This is a genomic window from Tritonibacter sp. SIMBA_163, assembly GCF_046535935.1.
Taxonomy (GTDB): Bacteria; Pseudomonadota; Alphaproteobacteria; order Rhodobacterales; family Rhodobacteraceae; genus Epibacterium; species Epibacterium scottomollicae.
In genome coordinates this window covers 1-251 of sequence record NZ_JAWJBP010000936.1, presented here as the reverse complement: position 1 = coordinate 251, position 251 = coordinate 1, and the positions used below count along the sequence as shown (strand labels likewise).

Genomic DNA, 251 nt, shown 5'->3' with positions numbered 1-251 from the left:
CAGGCGCTCAACCGGCAATACCCGCCAACCTCACAAGAGCAAACACTGCTAGACCGGATCAGCGAACAATCTGCTGTGACCATTGATCTCTCCCAGCAGGTGATTGATGCACGAGATGCTGACGACTACGAACGCGCGCAAACAATTATGCTGCAGCAGGCAGGTCCGGCTTACAGCGAGTGGCTAAGCCGAGTCAACCAATTCATTGATCTGCAAGAGCAAATCAACAATGTCACCACTAATGACGCGCG

Annotated in this window: 1 protein-coding gene; it reads left to right on the top strand. The window is 53.0% G+C overall.

Features of this window, described 5'->3' with window-relative positions; all coding sequences use genetic code 11:
• The coding region (locus R0J92_RS25075) for an MCP four helix bundle domain-containing protein (RefSeq protein WP_411053678.1) at positions 1-251 on the top strand (251 nt) is incomplete at both ends.